Origin of the sequence: Microbacterium sp. Leaf351 (assembly GCF_001423825.1) — a bacterium.
Lineage (GTDB): Bacteria > Actinomycetota > Actinomycetes > Actinomycetales > Microbacteriaceae > Microbacterium > Microbacterium ginsengisoli.
In genome coordinates this window covers 28,441-29,566 of record NZ_LMPK01000002.1, presented here as the reverse complement: position 1 = coordinate 29,566, position 1,126 = coordinate 28,441, and the positions used below count along the sequence as shown (strand labels likewise).

Genomic DNA, 1,126 nt, shown 5'->3' with positions numbered 1-1,126 from the left:
GCTCACGCCCGGCGGAGTGGCCCAGCTGCTCGGCAACTGGGAGTACCGCGACGGCGAGGACGGCCTCGAGCGCGTGCGGGCCTGGGTGGCGGCGAGTCCGGTCCCGCTCGACGCCTGGATCGTCGAGCGCGAGCAGCTGGACCCGCTCGCGTATGCGCAGCTGTGGGTGCGTGACGGCGGGTCGGCTCCGGGCGGCGACGACTACGCCCGCCTCGTGGGCGCCTGGCTCGACGACTTCGCCGACCGCGGCGTGACCGCCGTGGGGTTCGGCTATCTGCTGCTGCGCCGGGCCACGGGCGTGCCCACACTCGCCCGCTACGAGCGGATGCCGCAGCCCATCGACCACGCGCTCGGACCGCACCTGGCGGCCTCCCTCGCCGCCCACGACAGGCTCGCGGCGCTCACCGATGCGCAGCTCGCCGCGAGCGTGCTGCACGTCGCCCCGGATGTCACCGACGCGCGGCATCACCGCCCCGGCGAGGAGGCGCCGACGGTCATCGAGCTGCGCCAGGGCGCCGGCTTCCAGCGGGCGCTCGTGGTCGATCCGGGGCTCGCCGCCCTCGTCGGCGCGTGCGACGGCGACCTCGCGGTGGGTGTGCTCGTCGCGGCGATCGCCGACCTCCTCGAGGTCGACCCCGACGCGCTCGCCGCGGACCTGCTGCCGCGGGTGAGGGAGCTCGTCGTGACGGGCTTCCTCGGGTTCGACGGCCCCGAGCCGGCCGATCCCGCCGGATAGGCTCGTCGGCATGCTCAACATGGCCGACGGTGTCGCGCGCCTGGCCGCACTCGCCGCGTCACCGGTCGTGGTCCGCGTCGCCGACGCGTTCGCCGCCGCAGGGTTCGAGCTGGCGATCGTGGGCGGCCCGGTGCGCGATGCGCTGATTGGCCGCCCGACGCACGACCTCGACTTCGCCACGAACGCGCGGCCCGATGACATCCTGCGGATCGTCACGCCGATCTCCACCGCCCAGTGGGACATCGGGCGGGCGTTCGGCACGATCGGCGCGCGCGTACAGGGCGAGCAGGTCGAGATCACGACGTACCGCGCCGACAGCTACGACGGGGCGACCCGCAAGCCCGTGGTCGCCTTCGGCGACGTGCTCGACGACGACCTCGTGCGCCGCGA

At 74.9% G+C, this 1,126-nt stretch carries 1 protein-coding gene and 1 pseudogene; both read left to right on the top strand.

What is annotated here, in order from left to right; genetic code table 11:
* Nucleotides 1–736, top strand: a 736-nt coding sequence (locus ASG00_RS16030) for a DUF7782 domain-containing protein (protein WP_442922557.1), incomplete at its 5' end; no start/stop codon positions are given.
* A gap of 10 nt (nt 737–746) precedes the next feature.
* Nucleotides 747–1,126, top strand: a pseudogene (locus ASG00_RS16025) (CCA tRNA nucleotidyltransferase); the annotation flags it as partial.